This window comes from Wolbachia endosymbiont (group A) of Campoletis raptor (assembly GCF_964026755.1).
In the GTDB taxonomy this organism is placed as follows: Bacteria; Pseudomonadota; Alphaproteobacteria; order Rickettsiales; family Anaplasmataceae; genus Wolbachia; species Wolbachia pipientis.
Genome location: NZ_OZ034695.1, coordinates 352,903 through 375,999, shown reverse-complemented (window position 1 = coordinate 375,999; position 23,097 = coordinate 352,903). Strand labels below are relative to the sequence as shown.

The window sequence follows — 23,097 nt, the reverse complement described above, 5'->3', positions numbered from 1 at the left end:
GCTGGGATGACAGGAGAAGGGGGCTACTTTCATGACACCATTCTTTTTTCTGGATCCAAGTAGTCAAGCTACTCGGATGACACCCCACTGGTGGCCCACACTACAATGTTCGTACAGTTATGAAATGAATCGCGGTATGACGTGTTGCTTGGGTCAGCTATAGTATTTCTTAAAATTAATAATAAATTTCTTGGCTAGCAAGAAGCTGTAAATTTTTTTGCGAGACCTAAGCCGGCTTTTGATATAGCTAAAGGTAAGGTCACTTACTTTCTGCTTAGCATATCCATCAAATCAGATTCTTTGAGTTTACTATGGTCAACTTTACTGAACTTATTTACCATAGAGCTCATTTGATTATACTGCTTAATTAGAAGATTAATGTCAGTTACAGTTGTTCCGGACCCCTTAGAAATTCTAAGTCTTCTTTTGCCATTTAAAATATCTGGATTTTGCCTTTCTTTTTCAGTCATTGAGTTTATGATGGCTATATATTTTTTCACTTTATTGTCATCTGGCACACTGCTACTTAGCTTTTTTGTAAATGAACTAGGAATGAATTTCATTATGTTGCTAATGCCATCCATTTTACTCAGAGTTTTTAACATTCCCACTAGGTCGTTTAGGTCGAATTTACCTTTTTTCACTTTCTTTTGTAACTTATCAAATTCTTCCTGACCAACAATCTCAGCAGCTTTTTCAACCAATGATACAACATCACCCATGCTAAGTATCCTTTTTGCAATTCTATCGGGATAAAAATCATCGAGGTCACTTAATTTTTCACCACAAGCAATAAATTTAATTGGACAATCGGCGATCATTTTCATAGAAAGAGCAGCACCACCACGTGCATCACCATCAACACGGGTGAGAATAATGCCGGTTACACCTATTACCTCATTGAATGATTTGGCAATGTTGACCGCATCCTGGCCTATCATTGCGTCGGCTACTAAAATAACTTCTGCAGGTGAAGCTATTTCCTTTACGGCTTTCAACTCATTCATCATATTATTGTCAATATGAAGCCTGCCTGCAGTGTCTAGTATTAATACATCATAATTATCGTTCTTTGCTATTGCTATTGCCCTTTTTGTAATTGTAATGGGCTTCTCATCTATTACTACAGGTAAAGTTTGCACATCTATTTGTTTACCTAGCACTTCAAGTTGTTTCTGGGCAGCAGGCCTATAAATGTCTAAAGAGGCAAGCATCACTTTTTTCTTTTGCTTTTTTAGTTTTAAAGCAAGCTTTCCTGAGGTAGTTGTTTTACCTGCACCTTGTAAGCCCACCATCATAATCACAGCAGGGGGTTTAACTGCTAGATTTAAGTCACTTTTCTCTGATCCGAGAACTGCAACTAAATTATCCTGTACAATTTTAATTATCATTTGTGCTGGAGAAACACTTTTTATGACTTTTTCCCCAATCACTTTATCTTTAATGTCGTTGATGAATTTTTTTGCAACTTCAAGTGAAACGTCAGCTTCAATTAAGGCTATGCGTATTTCACGCATGGCAAGATTAAAATCATCTTCAGAAATGATTGACTTTCCTCTCAGTTTACTAAATACAGAATTTAAACTTTCAGTTAACGATTTAAACATAATAGCATTAGTAGAATACTCATTAAAAAGAGAGAAGAAGCTGAAACAAAACTCACTGAGTTATAACCCAGCACTTCTTTAAGTTTAGTAATATTATTAAAGTATAAACCAGTAAGTGGATTAGTCAAGTTTTGCACTACGCTGGCAAACATTTCTCTAGTTTTAGAGACTAACTGATTGAACAGCAAGATAATATAGGGTATGAAAGCTCTAAAAATCCAATCAACATCCATTTTAAAATTTACTCTCGGGTAAAATAACTTGCGTAAAGGAATAAACAATAAAGTGGTACATAGTAATAAATTAAATTGCGACCAAATATTTTTTGTGTTGTACGCAAGATTAAAAATTGAAGGCTTATTGTAAATAGGTAAGTAAGGATTGCCAGCGATTACGCATATAAATGCTAAAATAATCATAGTCATTTTGCCTCCTCTCTCTGCTAAAGGTTTTGACTTACTTTTTGCAATAAATAAGTAATAAAGAAACTTTAGCCCCACGCTTAAATGAAGCAGCAAATTTAGAAGCTTATATAAATTTTTATACCCTTTTAAGGCAACAGTGTTCATTTCAATTTCAGCTGTGATATATGATTTACTGATAAATCCAACGGTTCCAGGAAATGCAGCCATTGTAAGTATTGCGATTATAGCACACATGCCTTCCACTGACATCAGTTTACCCACTCCATTAAAACTAATTGTTTTTGTTTGTGAAATAATCGAATTACTGACCACAAACAATAATGATTGATAAACAAGAGAGAAGATTATATGCAGTATCAAAATTGGTATTGCTTTTTCCGAAGGACTGAGCAAACTTCCTGCAATAATCAGCAAGCCCATTTGTCCTACAACGTTATAGCATAAAAATCTGCGAATATTTTGCTCAAGAGAAGCAAATATAATGCTGTAAATTGCAGTGATGGTGCCTACAAGCGCTAATATTTCAGTACAATCTTGCCATAGGTTATAAGTGTGTAAAAGCATCACTAAAAAAGAGACTTTAGTGGTAAATAAAGAGAGATATGTGGTGCCATGTAGCGATGCAGCAGGATATGCATCAACAACCCAAAACGAAAAAGGAAAACAAGCGCAGTTTATCAATAAACCCAAAATTATCAGGTTAGTGCTTTGAAGTGCCAATCCTGCTATTAATATAACTCCAACGAAAAAGTGTACACAAGCGTACCTTATTGCAGGTCCACTATCTCTACAGCTAGCTGCGATAATAAAAAATGCACTGATGGTCATTAATTCACAGAATATTATAACCAATATCATATGTTCAGATAAAACTGCATAAAGTGAACTAATAGTGTAAGCAGCAAAAGATAGCATCTCTGAAAAAGTCAAATTTTGTGCTGGTAGAACAGCTAAAAATGCAACTGATAAAAAAGATATTAGTATGGTACGAAAAGATAAATCAAAATCTAGAATTGGGAGAGACCAATTTACTGCAATGCTCAAATTTTCAGGTAATTTTAGGACTATAACTATTAATACAGTCAGTAGAAGTAACAGTGACGATTTATAAAGTTGCACAATAATTAAAACCAATATGGTTTATGCTATCTCAATATATGAATAAAATCAATTTGCATATTAACCACTAATTAAACTAATTATCATATAATTATATCAGAGTTTAGAGGGTTATAGAGAAACCGGTCAGATTAGGTTTTTAATCTAATCTGACCGACAGCTTTAATAGTGAGGTAAGCTTTAATATAGCACTCCTAATTCATAACGCTACACTCGTGCATAATTTATTTTTAATTTGTGCACGAGCGTTAGTAAATTATTTACTTTTTGAAATAAAATTTGGCATCACTTTAATATTGAGACTTAGTAAACCTCAGTAGGTCTGCCAGTTGGGCCCATAAGAATTATTTGCTCGCCTTCTCTTAAGTGTCTGCATAAATTAGTGGAGCCGCCGATTTCCAGCACAATAGTGGAAATAATTCCTTTTTTTTTGTCTACTTCAGTGCCGGTTACGGCTATACCTTCCATAGCAAGGTTTGTATTATTGGCTTTTCTGCCATTGGTTTCAAAATTTTGCAATCTAAAGAATTGCCCAGGCTTAAAATTCTTTGCCGCAAGTGGTGCTTTGATCACTATTTCCACAACTTTGTCTGTTAAATATTGAACTTTTATAACCTTTGCAGTGAATTGCTCTTTGATTCTATTAAATAATTCTTTATTAGCCAGGTCTTCAACACTTGACCACGCATTTTTTTTCTGGCCCACAACATCACACACTGGAATGACAGAAACGAAGCTATTAACTCCACTCAAAAGCTGAGAAATAATAGGGTAGCCGTTCTTAGCACTTGCCATAGCTTTCACGACGCTGCCACTATACGAAGGGTGAAGATCACCAAAAAAGCTGATTGTTTTATTGCCTTGCTTATACACTAATATTCTATCTTTATTTTGCATTTTAGGAGAAAATATTGGGTCTATTTCTTTTCCTGATGAATTCAAATGAGTAAAATACCCATTACTTAATTTAAAATGCTTTTTATCTTCTGTTGCAATAACTGTATTTGGCTCAGTACCTGCTGCTATAAAAATAGAACGTGCTTTTATACGTTTGATTTCGCCGGATTTTGTGTCTATCAGTTTTATTGATTCAGCATGGTTATATTTATCCGTCACAACTTCAACTGGCTCTAAGTTTTCAATAAAGTAAATCCCTTCTGACAGCCCATTTTGCACCTCTTCGCTATTTAATCGATAACTTGGTGAATCTTTTAGCTCTTTTCTATATATAACTTTCACTCCCCCGAGACTCTGCATCAACTCTAATATTTTTATTTCTCTATTCTCTTTTTTTGCTAACTTTTGCTTTTCTCGGATCAATTGTGCGTGTGATATAAACTCATTCGCAATTTCGCGCTCTTCTTCTGTCCAATCTTTTTCAACACAGTCCTTTCCATACTTATCAACTAATATCTCATAACGAAGAAGAAATTTTTCTACTTGAATTGGATAATACGCTAAAGCTTCAGTGGCAGTGTCAATCGCAGTAAGCCCAGCCCCTATTACAACTATCGGCATACGAACTTGCAGATTTGCTATAGAATCAAATTTAAGAGCGCCAGTCAGTTGTAACGACATAAGAAAGTCAGATGCCATACGCACTCCACGAGCTAGTATATTCTTTATTTTGATCATTCGTGGCTTGCCAGAGCCAAGTGCTAGGGCAATGTGATCAAAACCCGAGTTGAACGCGTCATCAACATTAATCGTGCCACCAAAACGAATGCCTCCATAAAGTGCGAAATGCTCACGTCTTTCCAGCAGTAATCTAATAATCTTTAAGTAATTCTTATCCCACCGAGAAGTAATACCATATTCTGCCACCCCACCAAACCCTCCTGCCGTGCGTTCACTCAATTTTTCGTGTTCAAAATCTTTAATTAGCTGGAAATTATCGATCAAAGGCTCAATTTTTAGTCCATCAATGGTGATAACGTTATGCCCATCGTTCAACAAATGATGAGCTAAATTAAAACCAGCAGGACCAAGGCCTACAATTAGAATGTTTTTTCCGGTGTTTTCTCTTGGCAATGAACGCTGAAAATTTAAAGGATTCCAACGGCTGAGCAGAGAATATATTTCAAATCCGTACGGTAAACTGAGCACATCATCCAGAATCCTTGTTTCAATTGCTGGCACATTTACGGGTTCTTGTTTTTGATATATGCACGAATTCATGCAGTCATTGCATATTCTGTGTCCAGTGGCTGCGCATAATGGGTTATCTATCATCACAATTGCAAGACTTGCTATGCTGTACCCTTCGCTTTTCACCAGATTCATTTCTGATATTTTCTGCTCTAGTGGGCAGCCGTGCAGTTCAACTTTTAGTGGAGATTGTTTAAAAGTATTGTCGTTATTAATTAGCCCCTTTGAGCAGCTGTCCTTACTTTGCTTATGACAAAATATGCAGTAGTGAGCATTATCTAGTGCTTTATTCAAACTCACCTTTTTGCTTGTTAGATCAAAACCGTATCGTCTTTTTACTTCATTTGAATACAGCACTTCAACTTTGTCCACTTCTTTTTTAGAAAATGGTATGAGGTTTTCGTGGTCGATTTTTTTATGAATACTGAATAATATACTCTGTTTATTTTTTACTCTCCACACTGCATATTGTGCTGCAAGTTCTATTTCTTCTTTGTGATTTTCTTTATCTTCAAACCAATGCATCACCTGCTCAGCAAAATTTTTTTCTGTTGTTGGCAAAGTGAGAAAATGACTTAGTTTGTTAGTAATATCTATATTCGCCACATTAGTGTATTTCTTCAATGCATAGCGTTGGACAAATAATCTTTTGCACTTATATATTACAGCAAAGTCGTTGTGCTTTTTCTTTAGCTCCTCTATTTCTTTTTCAACATTGAAAAGTTTTGCAATAAATTCATCAAGTAAATATGAGAGGTCTACTATTAACTGACTATCTGTCATCCAAGTAGCTGACCGTCCTTCTTGTTTTCTAGATCCCAGTGTCAAGCACTGGGATGACGGGGGGTGAAACTGGGATGACGGGGGGTGACACTGGGATGATGGGAGGTGACACTGGGATGACATCGAAGAAGAAGCTGCTTTTTCTCTTGCTTCAATTAATGAACAAAACAAGCTCTCATCACATGATTTAATATAATTCAAAAATGTCTCATCTAATTTTGTTAATCCATTGCGAGTATATAGATTCGAAAATGAGATTTTGAAATTCAGCTTCATTGCTATACTATAAAGTGTACATGCTGTTTCTTACAGATGAAGATTTTATTTATTTTGCAGTACTGCTGAGATTGTTGCTTCTGCAACTTTTTCTTCGCTAACAGATGCAATACACCTAAATTTGTGTACACCTAAACACACACTTTGAATGTTAGCTTGAAGAATCAATGTGTCCCCTGGAGTAACTGGCTTTCTGAATTTTGCATTTTCAATGGATCTCAAGTAAACAACTTTATTTTCTATTGTTTCTTTACCTAGAACACATATAGCAGATGCCTGAGCTAGAGATTCAATTATCAAGACTCCTGGCATTATTGGATGACCAGGGAAGTGGCCAATAAAAAATGGCTCATTGAAAGTCACATTTTTGATTGCTTTTATACTTTTACCAGGATCACACTCTATAACTCTATCTACTAAGAGAAACGGATAAGAATGTGGTAATATTTTTATAATATCACTGATATTAAATTGCATAAGCCTACTCAATGCCTTTCAAAGCAAATTCAGGTATTTTCTTGTTTATATTGTTTAATACCACATCTGATAAATCAACTTCATCCATGGAGTATAAAACTTGGTTCTTTTTTGAAATAAATAGTACCAAATCTATGTTGTTTTTTTCTGCCGTTTTTTTAGCGACTTCTTTTATCTTGTTAAAAACACTCTCTACTGCGTCTCTATAGCTTTCTTCTAAATGTAACATTTTTTTAGCGTAATTATCTCTAGTATTTACAGTGTGCTTATTAAACTGTTCTGTCTTTTCTTTTTTTGCTTCTTCTGACAAAAGTTCAAATTCTTCTTTTGATGGCTTAAGTTTTTCTAACTCACTTTCAAATTCTTGTTGTAATCTAGAATTCTGCTCCTTTATTTGTTGTTGTATATTTTGCAGAGCAAGAGATTCATTGATGACTTTGTCACTATCGATAATTGCAGCTTTTGTGTTCTGAGGTTGATATCCTACAAACTTATACCCCACAAATAAGGAAATAATTAAGGCAATAACTGATATAAATAACTGTATATATTTCATTCAAATCCCCGCTTCAATAGAAAATTTAACATTTGGTGATGGTATTACATCATAAGATTCCTTTACTAAAGGAAACCCGAAATCCAATCTAAGTCTACCAAAAGGAGAAAGCATTGAAAAGCCAAAACCTGGTGACACTCTCACAAGCTTGCTATCATAGTATTTCCCTTCATACTTCTTATTTTTATCATCTAAGCCAAAAAGTGTCGCATAGTCAACAAATAGTGAGCCTTTGATACCAGCATAGTCATATAGTTTTGGTAGAGGAAAATCCACTTGCTGTGTTAGATTAAAATAAGTTTTGCCTCCTAATGAGCTTTTATTTTTGTCTTCTGCTCTTGGTCCAATACCGGAAAGGTCAAACCCTCTAATCTCATTACCCCCTTTAAAAAAGTGCTGGCCAATGTTTAGATTTTCATCAGTATAAGAAAAAATATGACCTGCCGCCATCTTAAAGCGTAGCGTTATATCATCGTCAATTTTGCTTAATATAGGGTGCGTATAAAAAGATAAGAATTCAGATTTTAGGAAATTCACGTTTCCTCCCAATCCTGAAATATCCTGACTTAAGCGCAGTAAATACCCTTCTTTTGGAGCATATAGATTATCCAGTTTATTATATGCCAACGTGTATCCCACTGATGAAATCTGATGTTTACCTTTTCGGTCCAGTATTATTTCAGAGATATCGGTGTCTTGTCCACCCTTATTATCCATGTGTATATGATTATACTTATAAGAATAGCGAAGGGAATTAGTTAAGTTCTCTGTGACTTTATATGATAACTTTGTAAAAAATCCCATATCGCAACTATCAAAAGTAGTGTTTGGTTTATCTTGTTTTTCATAAAATACACCCATGCCTAGTGACGTATCAGAATCGTTAAAATTATTTTCAACAAACTCTAAATCAGTAGAAAATACGTATTGACTTTTTTCAAGAGCAAAAGAGAGCTCTTTTCCAGTACCAAATAAATTACGGTCTTTGAGGTCAATTTTAATCAATGCTCCACCAGGAAGAGACACACCGCCTCCCAAATACAACGAAGTAGTGTTTTTTTCTTTAACATTTAAGTCAAGATTTACTGTATTGTCATTAACTGCGTAACTATTTACTTTCACTGTTTCAAAAAAATCACTACTCATTAGTTTTTTACGTGACTTTTGAATCTCAGATATATTGTATGCATCACCTTCTGCTACACTTAGCTTACTTCTGATCACTTTATCTAAAGTGCGATCGTTACCATCAATTGTAATTTGATTTATATAAATCTTTTTACCCGGCAGCACTCTGTAGGTTACATCTACAACGTTGTCACGTTGTGCATACTCTGGATTAACTTTTGCAAATATGTATCCTTTTTCATTTAAATATTTGTTTATTTTTTCTACTGTATTATTAATTTTAACTCTATTAAATATCTTATCGTTTTCCTCTGTTATAAAATCCAATATTTCTTCTTTTAGGCTCAAATCCTGAATTTCAGTTTCAATATTAACCTCATTATTTCCAAACAAATACTGCTGTCCTTCGTCAATCAAAAAAGTTAACTCTGTTTGATTGTTATTATCAACCTCAACAATTGGTTGAATATTATTTTGAATATATCCCTTAGACGAATAAAAACGATCGAGCAATTCTGTGTTAATCAATAGATATTGCGGTGAATAATGATTTTCGCCTTTAAAAATGGCTCTAAATAACTTACTAAATATGTCATTACTATGTCTTTTAATAACTTGCTCTAGCTCATTTTCAGAAAAGTTTTTATTGCCTATAAATCTTATATCCTTAATTTTAGAGGTTTTGCCTTCTTTTATTTTGAAAATTAGATTGACCCTATTACTATCGAGCTTCTCCAACTCATATTCAATTTTAACGCCAACCTTACCGTTATTTCTATAAGTAGTGATTAAATTCATTAAATCGTTTTGCAATTTTGTTTCAGTGAAAATAGTTAGCGATTTTGACTGAATCACATTATTTAGTAACTCTTTGCTATTAAATAACTTATTACCCTTTAATATTATCTTGTTAATTAGTGGATTTTCTTGAATTTTTATTACTAAATTTTTTTTATCATCTATGTAAGCATTAACACTAGCAAATAACTTTGTTTTATATAGATCTTTTATAATTGAGTCTATATCATCGTCGTTTATATAATCACCAGATTTTAGTTTTATATAGAACCCTATTGTCTGGTTGCTTACCCTCTCATTACCAATACATTTGACATCTTTCACCTGCACTTTTTCCGCAGTTCCTAAAGCAACAAGCAGGGCAGGAAAAGAAATAAAAACCACTACCAGTATATAAAATAGCTTTTTCATATTTTATTTCAAAAAAGATCCCTAATATCATTTGACATTCCAGTTGCCATAAGCAAAAACAACACTAAAGCACCAAAAATAGCTGCATATTTTTGACATTTCAAGCTTAAATCCCTACGTATAACCGCTTCTATGATATAATGAAATAAATGCCCACCATCTAGCAGTGGTATTGGCAGCAAGTTAATTGCAGCTAAATTAGCTGAAATGATTGCCATAAAATATAGAACCATAATAAATCCCTTTTTAGCTGATTGTCCTGAATATTTTGCGATTTTTATTGGTCCACCTATTTCATTGATACTCCTTTTACCAACAATAATGTGAAAGAGAGCTTTGATCGTTAAGCACATAGTGTGGTAAGTTTCACTTACTGATAAGCTCACAGCCCCAAGAAAAGACGACTGCTTTAATGTATTGACTGAAATAATCCCTATAGTTTCTCTTTCTATTGTGTTGCCAAAAACGTCTTTGTCCTTGATTATTAATGGAGTTAAACTGGTCCTGTGCTTCTCATTATTTCTGCTATACTCAATCTCCATTCTTGTTTTAGGATTCGACATTATCACACGTGAAATATCTTCAAAGTATTTTATTTTATGCTCATTGATTTGTGTAATAGTGTCACCTGGCAACAAACCAGCTTGCTTAGCTGCACTACCTTCGATTACATTTTCAATCACCGGTGGAGTGCGATAATAACCTGCTATGCTAAAAAATATTGTAAAAGCTATAACAGCAAATACCATGTTTGCAAAAGGCCCTGCAAAAACTACTGCTGCTTTTTTATGACGCGTTTTTGTATGAAATGAATACAATTTTTCTTCTTCCGTTAATTCTTGTTGATCAGCTGGGACACTCGCTGCATTAGTATCTCCTAGCATTTTAACATAACCACCCAATGGAACAGCGCTTAATTTCCATCTAGTTCCAGACTTATCGTTAAAACCAAAAATTTCAGGACCAAAACCTATGGAAAAAGATTCAACTTTAACTTTGCATGCTTTGGCAACAACATAATGCCCATATTCATGCACGAATACTATGACAGAAATTATTAAAGAAAATGATAAAAAATAATATATTCCATCGCTAAATTGATGGATAAGATTAGAAATTAATTCCACCTGTATATTTAGATCTTAACAAAATGTTAAGTATATTAAAATGCGCCTCGCTTGACAAGTATTTAGTTTAACTTTTAAATTAAAAAAAGTTTAATTGTAATGACAGATACCTCACTATTCAGAAGAAAATTAATATATAGAAGCTGGCATAGGGGTTGCAAAGAAACCGATATACTTTTAGGGCATTTCGCATTGAAATATCTTGATAAATTTTCCTTAAGCGAACTAATCGAATACGAAAAAATAGTTGATCTTGATGATTACGAATTATATTGTTACATAACTCGTAAGACAAACCTCCCTCCTGGCTTGAATAGTCAGATAGTCAATTTAATTGCTTGCTTTATTGAAGCTAATCCTTTATGCACTCAAGATTAGTGATAATCTTATTTACCTTATCTAGTACCTCAGTATATTCTATTCTTTTCTCGTTTCTATACTTTTCGCGCTCTTGATTTACTTCATCTAATCGCTTTGTTAATTCTAAAATTTTATCCTCAAGAATTAGTGCTGCAAGTAAGAAATTTAATGCATCCGAACCCTTACCTCCAGTTTTTTGAGATACAGAACTAACTAACTTGTCAAAACTATTAGCAAGGCGTAATAAATGATTCCCCTTCCCACTTTCGCAAGATATTTTATATGTGTTATTGCGTATAACTATTTCTACTACTTGCATATGGTGCTAAAAATTTCTATCGTACAGTATAAACTCAAACCCCTACTTTCATCTTATTTATGGTATAAATTTTTATTCATTTATCAAATCAGATAATTTTTTACTGCTACGAAAATATGTTTTAAAGTATTGATTCTTTGTAAACTTCTGTAACATTAAATGGCTTGTTTCTTTCAAGTTATAACTTCTAACTGAAAAAGAACCAAACCCCCTAATTTCAACTCTATTATGATGTTTCAATGTGCTTGAAAGTATCCCAAAAAATCTATCAACTATAGCTGCTATAACAATCTTATCTAAAAAAGGATGTCTTTTTGCTACCCTCGCTATTATATCAGACTTTGTTGCCATTTATATGAAGCCAAAATAAGTAAACCTTATCACTTAGCAGATAATGCTATGTTATATTCTTCAACACCCAATACTTCAACTTCTATTTTTTCTGATATAGAGAATTTTTTATTCTCTGGTAAATGCTCTTGATCTATTAGAAGGGTTACATCGTTCTCAACTTCAACGACTAGTCCATTATCTTCTCTCTTACCTACAATAACCTGTATTTTATCACCTACCTTAACTTTCTTTATCAGTTCTTCAAGAGGATCATACTCTATTTGTTTTATTCCAAGATAAATTCTTGCCCGATTCACGTTAGCCCTTATTACTTTTGCTTCTATTTTATCACCTACATTATACTTCTTTATCTCATCTGAACCATTTTTAGACCAACTAAAATCTTTCACATATATTGTCCCTTCTACGTTCTCATCTATTTCAGAATCACCGAAAGCAACAGATACATATGAGCCGGTATTATTCTTCACTTCACCAGAAACAATAGAACCAGGAGGATATTTATTGATAAATACTTGCCAAGGGTTGTCTACACACCTTTTCATGCTTAAACTCATCCTACTCTTAGCAATTTCAATACTGAGAATTTTTACATATACTTCTTGTCCCCTTGTTACGAGACTACTAACTGGTAAATTACTCTTAACCCAAGTTATTTCTGACGAGTGCACTAAACCTTCAATTCCAGGTCTAAGCTCAACAAATAATCCATAATCTTCTATGCTTGTTACATAACCCTTATGCACACTATCAACTGGATATTTTGACTCTGCATCTTGCCAAGGGCTATCTTCTAGCTGCTTCACACCCAAGGAAATTTTAGCATTTTCCTTGTCTATTTTTATAATTTTAACTTTTATAGTCTGACCACAAGTAAAAACTGCAGACGGATGACTTACCCTACTCCAAGAGATATCTGTAATATGTAACAATCCATCTATAACTCCCACTACATCTGATTCATGAATACCGACAAATACACCGTAATGAGTGATACTTTTTATTTTCCCTTCTATTATATCACCTTCATTTAAAGATTCTAAAAATTTAATTTTTTCACCAGCGTGCAATTTTTCTAACACCAGCTTTCTTGATACTACAATATTGCCCTGCTTCTTATCCATTTTAAGCACGATGAACTTTTGTTCAGTTTCAATAAGGTGCTTCGCATCTTTTACTTGCTTCAAATCCACATGACTCAGCGGTAAAAAAGCGCTTATTCCGTCACCAAGATCAACAATAAAGCCACATTTAATTGAGCGTTTAATAACTCCGCTTACTTCAGCCCTTGTAACTGTATCTTCTTCCAACTTATTCCATTTTTCGTCCCTAATTGCTTTTTCACGACTAAGAACAACATTACCATGATAATCTTCAATTCTTTCCACATAAACTCTGATTTTCGAGCCAATAATGACCTCATCATTACAACCGAGTTCCTTGATCAGAATTCTCCCGTCAGATTTTAAACCAATATCAACCACAACGTCGTTAGGGTTTATTCTTGTAATTACACCTTCTACCACATCTCCTTCTTTAATTTTGTTAACAAAAGAATCTTCAAACAAGGTATTATCTTGATCCTCAAATTGGCCTTGACATATCTCTTCTATAAATTTGTTTGATGATAGCTTTCTGATAGTAACCGGTAGATTTACGACTGGATTATTATTATTCATACCTTTAACTTAAACTTTATTAGAACTCATATATTATATAATATTAACAATTATTGACAAGTAATTTTTCATTAACTCATTTCGAGAATTGTTTAAGCTATATAAAATATAGTGAGAAAATTATATATGTATCAAGAATATGCTATTTAAGAATAGCAAGTGGATTAGATCGTTCTCCAGAAGGTCCAGGCTAAAACCTGATGTTGATGAAATATTGGAAAAATATTCTATTCAAAACAGCAAGGAATCTATAGAGAAAATTGTAAATTCACAAAAAAGAATATGGGTAGAAATAGGCTTTGGCAACGGTGAAAATATGCTTTACCAGGTGCTCAATGAACCTGATCTATTATTTATAGGATGTGAGCCCTACTTAAAGGGGGTTTTTCGCTTGCTGACAAACATAGAAATACAGAACATAAAAAATATTTTAATGTGGACAGAAGATGCAAGAGAATTGATTGCAAATTTTCCTGATAACAGTGTTGAAAGATTCTTTATTCTCTTTCCAGATCCATGGCCAAAAAGAAGTCACAATAAAAGACGATTAATTAATACGGAATTTTTAAATTTATTAGCAAAAAAAATACTTATAACAGGGGAAATATTCATTGCAACCGATCATCAGGACTATGCAGAGTGGATAGCATCACATATAAAGCAGTGTAACTCTTTAATCTATAGGGAAGACGATTTCACAAGTTATACTCTTACAAAATACCACAGAAGAGCGCTCAAAGATCAGCGTAAAGTGAGGTTCTTTAAAGTAAGTGTTATTAATAATTTGCAGACTATGGATCAATAGAGTTTTTGCATATCTCTTTTACGTTAACTATAGATTAAAAATAATAAAAAAAGAGGGAGAAATAGAGTAAATTCCTTTAACTACTTCTCCTTATGAAGGAATAGACTTCTTGCATAACCCAAACTAAGTAGAAAAAAGGTATCATCCAAGTAGCCCCTTTCTCGTCATGCCGCTGCGAATCGTCATAGCGCCGCGGCGCTAACACGTAGCGGGATGATGAGGCTTATCGTCATGCCACCGCGAACCGTCATACCGTCACGGTATCTCTTAGCCGCTAACAAGTAGCGGGATGACGGTTGTCAGGTTAGCTGTTATCCCAGTTTTTGACACTGGGATGACAACGAAGGGCTACTTGGATGACAGGGAAGGATGCTGGAATGAAGGTTTTTCAAATTGTCGATAAACCTAAATCTATAATAACTATTTGCCTTTTTTCTAGGTTATGCAAGAAGTCTACTGAATAACAGTAAGATTTTTCAATCCTGTTCCACAGCAAATTTTAGTGCCATGTGAGTAGTTATGGTGCTGTTAACAATCAAAATAACAAAAATTAAGATGGTGATTAGTAGTGTATAAATATTCAAGGACAAATTTTCAAATTGAGTTAGCATTTTAAAATACACAAAGGTTGGCATTATCATTGGCAAAACAAGAATTTGCGATACTCCTGATGCTAAGTTGTTTCGACCAATCATCAATGCATTTCCAGTAGCTGAAATATTAATGATTATCAGCGTATTAAATAATAAAGACACTCCAACTGCTATTGAGTGTTCAATACTATTGCATAGAACTGCAAAGCTGAATATGGAAGAAATCACTGAAATTGGTAATCCAAATAATAGCCAGTGAGCGAAAATTTTATAAGCAACTATAAGCCTAGAAGAGAGTGGCTGTACAAAGATTTGCTCTAATATTCCATCATGATAATCAGATGTAAACAAATTATTTGTAGAAATCTGCAAAACAAATGTAGCACATATCCATGTTAATGTTAACATAACTTCTTGTTTATTGTTGTTTTTAAGTGTAAATGAAGATAAACTTAACATTATGATAAAAATACATACTATATAGGTAAAGTTCTTATCATCTATTACTAATTTTTTTACTGAGTCGATCATACTAGGCTTTTAAATGTTTATTATAAATTATAGTGTTTACTTTGAGGTAGTATAATTTTTTGTTCATAAATTATATAGGTTTTATTATTTTTTTGATAATGCAATTATGGAAAAGTTACCAAAAATAAAGTCACCAGAAGATTACACTCCTTCAGAAGATGAAGAATATATGAGCGTAAAACAACTGGAATACTTCAGCTTAAAGTTACAGTCAATACTCGCTGAGCTGGAGAAACAAGAACTAGAAGAGAATAGTATTGATACATACTATTCTGATGGAGATAGTGGAAACGAGGAATTAATCAAGCGTCGAAAAGATAGAAAAGAAAAAATTAAGGAGGCGTTAGAAAAAATAAAATTAGGCACTTATGGTTACTGCGATGGAACAGGAGAAGAAATAGGAGTCGAAAGACTTAAAGCTAATCCGCTTGCTATATATTGTATTGAAGAGCAAGAGAGAGTAGAAAAAGAAAAGAACGTGTACAACATTAACGATTAATTTACACATAAGTGGTGAGCCCATTGGACTTCAAGAGGAGCAAGAGGCGCTGAAGTATGTTATGCTATAAAGAAAGTGGAAAATTGGACATTCTCAACTTGACTCCTGCAGATTAAAAATTAAGTTGTATCCGTTCAGGCAATGGCGTCAACTTAAGGAAAAATGTCAGAGATTGTGTATAAAATTTCTCTCCAAATTTTTTATCATTAAATTATCCAAAGAGTGCAAGGGACAGCACTTTTGTTTCTGTTTTATTTCAACAAAGAAGTCTAAAATGTGTCCTTTTTAGGTGAAATATGCAAAAAGGAAAAAACCTTATTCTACAAATTAAAAATATAATATACTCGAAAACTTTTCAGAAAATCCATTGTGTTGAGTTTTACACGAACAAGAAAACTTCCTTTTTCGACAGTATTTTCTATGATTTTAAAGTTAGAGGTTGTCCGGAAACAAGTAAATTCAAGCATATTCCCTCTTTAACATAACCCTACTCATAGCTAGGTATATGAAATTCTCAGTGGATGTTGTGAGTAAATCATACTCCTTCGATAGCCTTCTATTCCTATTAACCCAAGCAAAAGTCCTTTCTACAACCCATCTTCTTGGCTGTACTTTAAACCCTTGTTCTCTTGTTGGTAGTAGCTCAGGTGGCGTATCTTTGTGCACCCAAAATCTACATGGAGGCCTTGTAACAATTTCAATATCTATGTCATATTCTTCCTTTGTGTGATTCTTTAAATTTCTTCCTTGGTATCCCATGTCAGCCCACATTTTTTTAACTTTAGTATATTTTGTTCTCATATTGTTTAATGCTATTTTAATACCATCTCTATCATTTTCGTTAGCAGCGCCTACGTAACAACCTAGTATAAAACCCTGAGTGTCTGTAATTATATGCCTTTTTCTACCCTTTACTTTTTTACTTCCATCATAGCCTTTGATCCCCCCTTTTCTGTAGTCTTTACAGATTGACTATCTACTATACAGGCACTCGGCTGCTCATTCCTTCCTATTTTTCTTCTACTATATTTTGTAATTTCATAATTCATTTTCTCAAAAATTCCCTGCTTCTTCCATTGCCTGAACTGCTCATACACAGTCTTCCATAGCGGAAAATCATTTGGTAAATACCGCCATTGACACCCTGTACGCAATACATAGAAAATTGCTTCTAATATTTCTCTTTTGCTATACTTTGGCGGCCTTCCTCCTTTCTTGTATGATACTCTGAAGTGTTTTTCTATTCTTGCCCATTCCCTTTCGCTTAGATCTGTTGGATACTTTTTTCTCATCTTTACCCCGTACTAAAATTTCAGATATTATAGCCTTTTACTTGTTTCCGGACAACCTCTAAGTCACTTTAGCTATATATAAAAGGTTTAAGTGGTTGTATTGATGTATCTTTGTATTAAAAAACACCCAATAAGCAGAGTTGTAAGTGGAATAAACCACAAAATGTAAGTGCTAGATTTTATAGGCGGTACGATTATAATTGAATTGCCGTAAGAATTTTTTAACTCTGAGATTATCTCTTCATCTGTGTATCCATCATTGATTTTTTTACGAATTGCTTCTCGCATATCATACGCGATCTGAGATCCAGATTCAGACAATGATTCGCCAGAACATATTGGACACCTTATTATTTCAAATAAACTTGTTGCTCGTTTTTCCATGCTTTTATCTCTGAGTTTATTATCCAGAGTAAAAGCGTTTACGCCTGAGTGGAATATCAATATGAAAAGTAAACTAACTACTGCTCTCATCCTTGGTTAATTGGGTTATTTTACTGAGCTGGTTCATAAAATCAGTGGTGGATAACTTTCCAATAAAACTTGACCCTACATCATCATCGTACTTTATTGAAAATTGAATGCCATCATCAGTTGTTTTTTCTGATAAGGAAGACATTAATTTTTCAAACGCATCTGAAGTTTTTGAGTCACCAATCATAAACGAGATTAATTCTTTATAATTTGATATAGCCACGTTGATTTTGTCTTTAAATGAATAAGTAACTAAGTTGTAATTGTTTACCCCACCATCTGCAGCAAAAGAAAAATTATTACTTTGAATCAAAAATTTCTCTATATTGAAATTAATTCTGGAAGCCGAGATGTCGTTTACAAATTCATAATCAAATTTAGTATCGATACTAAGGTAACTTTCAGGACTTGCAGTATTTTTATACCGATAAGTATACAAATCAAATCCTAGCTTAGCATTTCCACTCAGTTCTTTATCGAGGTAAAATTGAATGTAATTACTTTTATCATTCACTTCAGTTATAACACTTTGCTGATTTTCTGAAACATCACATTTTAATCCATAATCTTCGTAACGAAGTGTACCTATATAGTCTATCACGGTACTATTTCTGTTGAATCGCAATGAAGATGGTAAATCGTTTAGTCTAACAACAAAGTGGCTGCTATCGTTTGTGTGGCATTTTATATTCTTTTTCTCATCATCATGAACAGCAATGTTGACTTCATTGCTTGGTATGTAGATATATACTGATTTATCAAACAATCTATTTTTTATCAATAAAGCATCAGATGAGATGGTTAATTGCTCATTGGAAAATTTTGGGTTTGTCACACGGAAAATTAGGTTAGTAGGAAATCCACTAAAATCATGTGAAATATCAAATTTTTCGTCGTTAATGTATAGTATTGTTTCAGCTAAAAGATTTTTTACCTTACATGCAGAAAAATACCAAAAACCACTATACGCTACAGGAATAAACAAAAGTAAAGAGATGATAATATAGATAAAAATCTTACGCATGATTCCCCTGTTTATCTAATGATATGTTTCTTGTACCCCTTGGTATGGTTACACACAAGCCGTCGATATCTTTTGTGATTTTTATTTGGCATCCAAGCCTCGACGTCTCTGTTAAGCCGAAAGCTAGGTCTAACATATCATTTTCCTCATCAGATATAGGGTTATGTATTTCTACAGCATTATAAAACTTTGGATCAACAATTACATGGCATGTAGAGCAAGCAAGAGAACCTTCACATGCACCTTCAAGCAGATCTGGATCACTTCTGTGGGCTAAATTGAGCAGAGTTTCTCCCTCTGCAGCTTCATAGCTTTTCTTACTCCCATCAGGTAAAATAAAAGTAACAGATGGCATATTATTCCTATTAAAATCCTTACTAATTTCTCTATATCCTACAGGTAATAACTAATATTTGCAAACTCTTTACAATTCCAGTACCTATATTTCTTGTTATCCAAGTAGCTCTTTGTTGTCATCCGAGTAGCTGACACTGGTTCCTTTATGACGGCAGTGCCCTCTTCTTGTCATCCCAGTGCCCTGATTACTTGGATCCAGAAAAAAGAATGGTGTCATGCAAGTAGCCTCCTTCTCCTGTCATCCGAGTAGCTGACACTGGGATGACACCCCACTTAACCGTCATACCGCCGCGGTATCTCTAGATCCCGCTAACAAGCAGCGGGATGACGATTGTCGTTCAGCCATAAATATTAAGAAATTTACCAAATGAAAAAAAGGCAAAAGAAGCCCCGTGGTTGGCTAATTACTTACATTATACTTTCAAGTATGGCGTTTTTTTATTCTAAACGTTTAATAACCGCGATTCAGTTGCTTTTAAGCCGCAACTAATCTAAATTATAAACATTAAGAAATTTACTAAACAGAAAAAAAGGCAAAAGAAACCCTAGGGTAGCTAATTATTCACTATCCATTTTTTAAGTTGGCGTTTTTTAATGTTTTAAATGCTTTATAAGCGTATCTCAGCTTGTGTAGGTAAAAACCTAGAAATTTGATAAAGACATAAGGTGCACATAGTGCAAAAAATTAAACATGAGATGCCAGATACGTGAGTTTTTCTGTCATTTAATCTGTACAGAGAAGATAAATAAATAGCTTCAGTTTCATGATAAGGGGGCTGGCGGAGTTTGTCAAGGAAGTTTTTTGTTTCTATTGAATGACAGTTGTAACCTACGAAAGAAGTCTGTTGTAATTTGTACGATATCTTTATAAAATGGTTCGCATAAGTTATCTAGCAGTGCAACTAAACAAATACAAAAATCAAAACGTCGCGGTTTTTGGTCTTGGTAAAACTGGTTTATCCGCCATTAACGCTCTAACAAAGAGTGGTGCAAGAATATATGCATGGGATGATCATGAAGAGCAAATAGCAAATGCAAAAATGATGAATAAAAAATGTAATTTTATTCATCCCAAGGAATACAATTGGCATGAGATCAGTGCATTGGTTTTAAGCCCTGGAGTGCCAACAGAGCCACATTGGATAGTAAAACTTGCAAGGAGATTTGATTGCAAAATAAAATCAGACATTGAGCTATTTCTTGAAGCTAAAACTACGAACCAGAAGGTAATAGGCGTCACAGGAACAAATGGTAAATCAACCACTACATCACTAATAGGGCACATATTAAAATCTGCAGGGAAAAAAGTAGCTATTGGTGGAAATTTAGGCGTTCCTGTTTTGGATCTAGAAAGAGATGCAGAAATTTATGTAATCGAACTCTCCTCTTTTCAATTGGAGTTGATGAATGAAATTAACGTGGACATTTCAGCACTGCTCAATATTACACCAGATCACATAGATAGGCATGGAAGTATGGAGAACTACATAGCAACTAAATTAAAACTGATAAACGGTAGTGAGGTTGCCGTAATAGGATGTGACAATGAGATTACTGCTGATATATTCAACAAATTCACTGGAGACAAAATTCCAATCTCAGTAACATATTCCCCGATGTCATTCCAGCGCGTGACGCTGGAATCCAGAAAAGAAAAACCATTGCCAACTACTCAGATGACAGAGGGTGGTGCAAGAGATCTAATATCATTGGCAGGTAACAATTTGCTTGATTATAGTGAACAGATTACTGGTATAGATCGAAATTATCTGGATCCCAGTGTCAGCTACTTGGATGACAAAAGGGGCACTGGGATCCAGAAGATCTCGTTAAAACTAGAGAATCATAGCTTATCAGTAAGCGACGTGAAAATAAACCTAATATCCAACGCAGAAAACATAGCAGCCACATATGCCGTATGTAAGGTACTTGGAGTAGATAGCAACACTATTATCAATGGAATCAAGTCCTTTTCAGGACTGAGGCATAGGAATGAACTGCTTGGCAAAATAAGAAATGTGTTTTTCGTGAACGATAGCAAAGCAACTAATGCAAAATCGAGCGAAAAGGCGATCTTATCTTATGAAAACATAAATTGGATCGCTGGTGGAAGAAGCAAAAAAGGTGGAATAGAATCATTAAGCAAGCATTTTACAAGGGTTAGAAAAGCTTTTCTTATTGGAGAATCAACCGAAGCTTTTGCAAATGTTATGGAGAATAAAGTAGATTATGTTAAATGTTGCAATCTAGAAGATGCATTCAGATTGGCTTTTGAAGAGGCCTTAAATAGCGCAGAAGAAGTAACAATATTACTTTCTCCCGCGTGTGCTTCTTTTGATCAATGGAAAAATTTCGAGGAACGTGGTGAAGCATTTTGTAGAATGTTTGAAAATCTCAGGTACAATCACACATGCTGTTTAGTATGATGTTGCGTGGAACAAAAGTTAATAATAGATAAGCTAATTAGGGTTATTCCATTTGAAGGGATAAGCGATGAAACCCTATTAAAGGTGTGCACTGACCTTAATCTAGCTAATAGCTTTTGCAAATTTCAGAATGGAATATATAGCGCTTTGGAGCACATAGCAGAGGACTTAAATAGCTCAATGGAAGCTGAACTAAGGAATTCTAATTTAGAAGATATGAAAGTGCGAGAGCGAGTAAAGTTAGCCATTCAAATACGCCTTTCAAATTACGCTAAGCTACCAAATTATAGAGAACTTTTAAAAAATGTTTTATTATTCTCTGTATCACCAAAAAATACATATTTTTCTAGTAAACTTTTATACAGAACTGTTAGTGCGATTTGGTATGGCATTTATGACCAATCAACAGATTTTAACTACTATACAAAAAGAGCAATATTAGCTGGAGTGTACTTAAGTACGATACTTTTTTTTATCAATGATTATTCAGAAGATTTTGTGGATACTTTATCGTTTCTTGATAACCGTATCAACAATGTCATGACATTTCAAAAATTCAAAACTCGCTTAAAAGGAATCATAGGAAATTTCTTATAAGCTATTGATTGTTGGTAGAAAAGTACTTGAGCACGATCCTGAAAAGGTTTGTGAAAATAAAAATATTCATGCTGATCATAAAGAACATTTAGTTTATCGTGAGGATAATAATGGTACAACAAAATACACCAGTTACGAAGAAAAAGAAAATAAATTTATTGAAGAAGCACATGAATATTTAATAGACTCTGAATTTAATAAAAATTTTGATCTAGGGCAGTACAGAATAAGTAATTTCTCCGGAAACTTGACGAAAATAGAACTGGAACTCATCAATGAAAAGTATATGCAAGTTCAAGTTAATAGAGAAAGAAAAATTATTCTCGCTATACCGTAGGTGCGTTCCAAGATTATACTGAAGTTTTTATTGCACTCAAAATCTTCGTTTTTCCTAATCTCTAGAATTATCAATGCATCATCACTTAACCAGCCTGAGTGAGCTAGTCCATTCAACGTTGATTCAACTAGATTGCTATTGTAAGGTGGGTCTATAAAAACTACATCGCACTTTGAAATAGGTTGTGGCAATTTGTTAGCACTACAACAAATTAGCGTGACATTGTTCGTAATTCCAAAATCTTCTGCTGTTTTTTTAGGCAGTTGCAAATTGTAATAATCTGAATCCACCATGAATGCATGTTTAGCGTCGCGAGAAAGCGCTTCAAATGAAAAAGAACCACTACCACAGAATAAATCAAGTACATTCAAGTTATAAATAGGTTTTCTTGAGGAAAGCATATTAAATATTGCTTCTCGGACAATACTCATAGTTGGCCGTGCAGCTAAATGCTTACCTGTAGTTATTTTTCTTCCGCGATATTTGCCTGCAATGATGCGTAGCATATTAAATAAGCTCCAAAATAATTAATTATTTATACTATATGATTAATGTCAATATGGCTTTAGCAGTTTAATAGAGAGAAGCTATCGAG

General features: G+C 33.9%; 23 protein-coding genes and 1 pseudogene. 7 read left to right on the top strand and 17 right to left on the bottom strand.

Annotated elements, in window-relative coordinates; genetic code table 11:
• Positions 1–263: 263 nt before the first annotated feature.
• From ffh to rseP, 7 genes are all read right to left on the bottom strand, one after another.
• Positions 264–1,607, bottom strand: a complete 1,344-nt coding sequence (gene ffh / locus AAGD74_RS01900) for a signal recognition particle protein (protein ID WP_341810704.1) — start codon at positions 1,605–1,607, stop codon at positions 264–266.
• Positions 1,592–3,151, bottom strand: a complete 1,560-nt coding sequence (locus AAGD74_RS01895; RefSeq protein ID WP_236514983.1) for a proton-conducting transporter membrane subunit — start codon at positions 3,149–3,151, stop codon at positions 1,592–1,594. Before AAGD74_RS01895 ends, ffh begins: the two co-directional genes overlap by 16 nt.
• A gap of 303 nt (positions 3,152–3,454) precedes the next feature.
• Positions 3,455–6,358, bottom strand: a complete 2,904-nt coding sequence (locus AAGD74_RS01890) for an FAD-dependent oxidoreductase (protein ID WP_338482422.1) — start codon at positions 6,356–6,358, stop codon at positions 3,455–3,457.
• Between the two features lie 45 nt (positions 6,359–6,403).
• The gene (fabZ, locus tag AAGD74_RS01885) at positions 6,404–6,835 is read right to left on the bottom strand and encodes a 3-hydroxyacyl-ACP dehydratase FabZ (RefSeq protein ID WP_006279640.1); all 432 of its coding nucleotides are present in this window, start codon (positions 6,833–6,835) and stop codon (positions 6,404–6,406) included.
• A gap of 4 nt (positions 6,836–6,839) precedes the next feature.
• The gene (locus tag AAGD74_RS01880; RefSeq protein WP_077188197.1) at positions 6,840–7,391 is read right to left on the bottom strand and encodes an OmpH family outer membrane protein; all 552 of its coding nucleotides are present in this window, start codon (positions 7,389–7,391) and stop codon (positions 6,840–6,842) included.
• Positions 7,392–9,728: an outer membrane protein assembly factor BamA gene (bamA, locus tag AAGD74_RS01875; RefSeq protein ID WP_338482421.1), complete on the bottom strand. Its 2,337-nt coding sequence runs from the start codon at positions 9,726–9,728 to the stop codon at positions 7,392–7,394.
• A gap of 8 nt (positions 9,729–9,736) precedes the next feature.
• Positions 9,737–10,855, bottom strand: coding sequence for an RIP metalloprotease RseP (gene rseP, locus AAGD74_RS01870; protein WP_338482419.1), 1,119 nt, complete (start codon positions 10,853–10,855; stop codon positions 9,737–9,739).
• A 99-nt stretch (positions 10,856–10,954) separates the two neighbouring features.
• On the opposite strand from rseP, the gene AAGD74_RS01865 reads away from it, so the two are divergent.
• On the top strand, positions 10,955–11,233 hold the full coding sequence (locus tag AAGD74_RS01865) for a succinate dehydrogenase assembly factor 2 (RefSeq protein WP_265024198.1): 279 nt from the start codon (positions 10,955–10,957) through the stop codon (positions 11,231–11,233).
• On the opposite strand, the gene AAGD74_RS01860 is transcribed toward AAGD74_RS01865, so the two are convergent.
• The 3 genes from AAGD74_RS01860 to AAGD74_RS01850 form a co-directional block, all read right to left on the bottom strand.
• On the bottom strand, positions 11,208–11,534 hold the full coding sequence (locus AAGD74_RS01860; protein WP_010082086.1) for a cell division protein ZapA: 327 nt from the start codon (positions 11,532–11,534) through the stop codon (positions 11,208–11,210). The genes AAGD74_RS01865 and AAGD74_RS01860 overlap by 26 nt on opposite strands.
• Before the next feature lie 72 nt (positions 11,535–11,606).
• On the bottom strand, positions 11,607–11,885 hold the full coding sequence (locus AAGD74_RS01855; RefSeq protein ID WP_010963035.1) for an HU family DNA-binding protein: 279 nt from the start codon (positions 11,883–11,885) through the stop codon (positions 11,607–11,609).
• Between the two features lie 29 nt (positions 11,886–11,914).
• The gene (locus AAGD74_RS01850) at positions 11,915–13,567 is read right to left on the bottom strand and encodes a 30S ribosomal protein S1 (protein ID WP_341810703.1); all 1,653 of its coding nucleotides are present in this window, start codon (positions 13,565–13,567) and stop codon (positions 11,915–11,917) included.
• A gap of 139 nt (positions 13,568–13,706) precedes the next feature.
• Here AAGD74_RS01850 and trmB point away from each other — a divergent pair, with 139 nt between their 5' ends.
• Entirely contained in the window at positions 13,707–14,372 is a 666-nt protein-coding gene (gene trmB, locus AAGD74_RS01845; RefSeq protein ID WP_338482416.1) for a tRNA (guanosine(46)-N7)-methyltransferase TrmB, read from the top strand.
• Between the two features lie 476 nt (positions 14,373–14,848).
• Here trmB and AAGD74_RS01840 read toward each other — a convergent pair whose 3' ends face one another.
• Positions 14,849–15,496, bottom strand: a complete 648-nt coding sequence (locus tag AAGD74_RS01840) for a heme exporter protein CcmB (RefSeq protein WP_077188200.1) — start codon at positions 15,494–15,496, stop codon at positions 14,849–14,851.
• A 106-nt stretch (positions 15,497–15,602) separates the two neighbouring features.
• Between AAGD74_RS01840 and AAGD74_RS01835 the strand changes: the two genes are divergently transcribed.
• The gene (locus AAGD74_RS01835) at positions 15,603–15,995 is read left to right on the top strand and encodes a TraR/DksA family transcriptional regulator (RefSeq protein WP_064124828.1); all 393 of its coding nucleotides are present in this window, start codon (positions 15,603–15,605) and stop codon (positions 15,993–15,995) included.
• 296 nt (positions 15,996–16,291) lie between these two features.
• Positions 16,292–16,430, top strand: a pseudogene (locus AAGD74_RS01830) (IS4 family transposase); the annotation flags it as partial.
• A gap of 24 nt (positions 16,431–16,454) precedes the next feature.
• Here AAGD74_RS01830 and AAGD74_RS01825 read toward each other — a convergent pair.
• From AAGD74_RS01825 to AAGD74_RS01805, 5 genes are all read right to left on the bottom strand, one after another.
• Positions 16,455–17,287, bottom strand: a protein-coding gene (locus AAGD74_RS01825) for an IS5-like element ISWpi1 family transposase (protein ID WP_338482219.1) whose coding sequence is annotated in 2 segments (ribosomal slippage) — positions 16,455–16,918 and positions 16,918–17,287 — 834 coding nt in all. Because the reading frame shifts where the segments join, the coding sequence is not laid out codon by codon here.
• 87 nt (positions 17,288–17,374) lie between these two features.
• On the bottom strand, positions 17,375–17,761 hold the full coding sequence (locus AAGD74_RS01820) for a cytochrome c-type biogenesis protein CcmH (protein WP_015589263.1): 387 nt from the start codon (positions 17,759–17,761) through the stop codon (positions 17,375–17,377).
• Entirely contained in the window at positions 17,745–18,785 is a 1,041-nt protein-coding gene (locus AAGD74_RS01815; RefSeq protein ID WP_077188201.1) for a hypothetical protein, read from the bottom strand. Before AAGD74_RS01815 ends, AAGD74_RS01820 begins: the two co-directional genes overlap by 17 nt.
• Entirely contained in the window at positions 18,778–19,140 is a 363-nt protein-coding gene (locus AAGD74_RS01810; RefSeq protein WP_077188202.1) for a ferredoxin family 2Fe-2S iron-sulfur cluster binding protein, read from the bottom strand. Before AAGD74_RS01810 ends, AAGD74_RS01815 begins: the two co-directional genes overlap by 8 nt.
• Positions 19,141–19,236: 96 nt before the next feature.
• The gene (locus AAGD74_RS01805) at positions 19,237–19,359 is read right to left on the bottom strand and encodes a hypothetical protein (protein WP_007549233.1); all 123 of its coding nucleotides are present in this window, start codon (positions 19,357–19,359) and stop codon (positions 19,237–19,239) included.
• A gap of 655 nt (positions 19,360–20,014) precedes the next feature.
• Between AAGD74_RS01805 and AAGD74_RS01800 the strand changes: the two genes are divergently transcribed.
• Genes AAGD74_RS01800 through AAGD74_RS01790 form a run of 3 tightly spaced genes read left to right on the top strand, consistent with a single transcriptional unit; the run spans position 20,015 to position 22,502 of the window.
• Positions 20,015–21,568, top strand: a complete 1,554-nt coding sequence (locus AAGD74_RS01800) for a Mur ligase family protein (RefSeq protein ID WP_077188203.1) — start codon at positions 20,015–20,017, stop codon at positions 21,566–21,568.
• Between the two features lie 6 nt (positions 21,569–21,574).
• Positions 21,575–22,165 (top strand): COQ9 family protein, encoded by a 591-nt coding sequence (locus AAGD74_RS01795; RefSeq protein WP_064125504.1) that lies wholly within the window; start codon positions 21,575–21,577, stop codon positions 22,163–22,165.
• A 4-nt stretch (positions 22,166–22,169) separates the two neighbouring features.
• Complete coding sequence (locus AAGD74_RS01790) at positions 22,170–22,502, top strand: hypothetical protein (RefSeq protein ID WP_006279274.1); 333 nt, start codon at positions 22,170–22,172, stop codon at positions 22,500–22,502.
• Here AAGD74_RS01790 and rsmD read toward each other — a convergent pair.
• The gene (gene rsmD / locus AAGD74_RS01785; protein WP_077188204.1) at positions 22,460–23,008 is read right to left on the bottom strand and encodes a 16S rRNA (guanine(966)-N(2))-methyltransferase RsmD; all 549 of its coding nucleotides are present in this window, start codon (positions 23,006–23,008) and stop codon (positions 22,460–22,462) included. The two genes, AAGD74_RS01790 and rsmD, sit on opposite strands and share 43 nt — an antisense overlap.
• Positions 23,009–23,097: the final 89 nt, after the last annotated feature.

Bases quoted from the DNA above. Each gene is read 5' to 3' on its own strand.
- ffh (WP_341810704.1), bottom strand. From the start codon at position 1,607: ATGTTTAAATCGTTAACTGAAAGTTTAAATTCTGTATTTAGTAAACTG.
- AAGD74_RS01890 (WP_338482422.1), bottom strand. From the start codon at position 6,358: ATGAAGCTGAATTTCAAAATCTCATTTTCGAATCTATATACTCGCAAT.
- fabZ (WP_006279640.1), bottom strand. From the start codon at position 6,835: ATGCAATTTAATATCAGTGATATTATAAAAATATTACCACATTCTTAT.
- AAGD74_RS01880 (WP_077188197.1), bottom strand. From the start codon at position 7,391: ATGAAATATATACAGTTATTTATATCAGTTATTGCCTTAATTATTTCC.
- bamA (WP_338482421.1), bottom strand. From the start codon at position 9,728: ATGAAAAAGCTATTTTATATACTGGTAGTGGTTTTTATTTCTTTTCCT.
- AAGD74_RS01865 (WP_265024198.1), top strand. From the start codon at position 10,955: ATGACAGATACCTCACTATTCAGAAGAAAATTAATATATAGAAGCTGG.
- AAGD74_RS01860 (WP_010082086.1), bottom strand. From the start codon at position 11,534: ATGCAAGTAGTAGAAATAGTTATACGCAATAACACATATAAAATATCT.
- AAGD74_RS01855 (WP_010963035.1), bottom strand. From the start codon at position 11,885: ATGGCAACAAAGTCTGATATAATAGCGAGGGTAGCAAAAAGACATCCT.
- AAGD74_RS01850 (WP_341810703.1), bottom strand. From the start codon at position 13,567: ATGAATAATAATAATCCAGTCGTAAATCTACCGGTTACTATCAGAAAG.
- trmB (WP_338482416.1), top strand. From the start codon at position 13,707: ATGCTATTTAAGAATAGCAAGTGGATTAGATCGTTCTCCAGAAGGTCC.
- AAGD74_RS01840 (WP_077188200.1), bottom strand. From the start codon at position 15,496: ATGATCGACTCAGTAAAAAAATTAGTAATAGATGATAAGAACTTTACC.
- AAGD74_RS01835 (WP_064124828.1), top strand. From the start codon at position 15,603: ATGGAAAAGTTACCAAAAATAAAGTCACCAGAAGATTACACTCCTTCA.
- AAGD74_RS01820 (WP_015589263.1), bottom strand. From the start codon at position 17,761: ATGAGAGCAGTAGTTAGTTTACTTTTCATATTGATATTCCACTCAGGC.
- AAGD74_RS01815 (WP_077188201.1), bottom strand. From the start codon at position 18,785: ATGCGTAAGATTTTTATCTATATTATCATCTCTTTACTTTTGTTTATT.
- AAGD74_RS01810 (WP_077188202.1), bottom strand. From the start codon at position 19,140: ATGCCATCTGTTACTTTTATTTTACCTGATGGGAGTAAGAAAAGCTAT.
- AAGD74_RS01805 (WP_007549233.1), bottom strand. From the start codon at position 19,359: ATGACACCATTCTTTTTTCTGGATCCAAGTAATCAGGGCACTGGGATG.
- AAGD74_RS01800 (WP_077188203.1), top strand. From the start codon at position 20,015: ATGGTTCGCATAAGTTATCTAGCAGTGCAACTAAACAAATACAAAAAT.
- rsmD (WP_077188204.1), bottom strand. From the start codon at position 23,008: ATGCTACGCATCATTGCAGGCAAATATCGCGGAAGAAAAATAACTACA.